This is a genomic window from Demequina oxidasica (assembly GCF_000975115.1).
GTDB classification, from domain to species: Bacteria; Actinomycetota; Actinomycetes; order Actinomycetales; family Demequinaceae; genus Demequina; species Demequina oxidasica.
Genome location: NZ_BBRE01000008.1, coordinates 1 through 543, shown reverse-complemented (window position 1 = coordinate 543; position 543 = coordinate 1). Strand labels below are relative to the sequence as shown.

The following is a 543-nucleotide window of genomic DNA, read 5'->3' as shown; positions in this document are numbered from 1 at the left end:
GGAACGTGCCGTCAGAGAACCCCGTCGTCATCCCCGACTTCGACAGCCACGTGACTTCCTTGTAGTACTGAGCACTCGTGGGAACGTCGCTGAACCGCGACTTCGCAGGCAGGGTCACAGAAGGCTTGTCCTCGTACCGATAAAGAAAGGCTGCCATCGCGTCACGCGTGATATTCCAACGAGGCCTAAAGGTGCCGTCCTCCCACCCCGTAGAAAGGCCCGTCGCAGCCATCCACACAATAGGCTTATAGAACTGAGAATCCTTCGGAACATCCTTGAAAGGCGACTTCGCCGGCAAAGAAACTGAAGGCCACCCCGCTAGCCGATACATGAACGCAGCAAAAGCCTCGCGAGTCACCAACTCCTCAGGACGGAACCGCTTATCCGCATACCCCGTCGCGATACGCTTCTCCGTCATCCAAGAAATTTCCTTATAGAACTGGTAACTACCAGTCACATCCCTATACCCAGTCGTCGCCGCCTGCGACGGCACTGCAACCAACGGCACAAAAAGAACCGCAGCCAACAACGCCACCAACGCCA

1 protein-coding gene is annotated in these 543 nt (G+C 56.4%); it reads right to left on the bottom strand.

Features of this window, described 5'->3' with window-relative positions; genetic code table 11:
• Positions 1 to 418: S-layer homology domain-containing protein (locus AOP77_RS12020; protein WP_236685838.1), on the bottom strand; the 418-nt coding region annotated here is incomplete at its 3' end.
• Between the last annotated feature and the right edge of the window lie 125 nt (positions 419 to 543).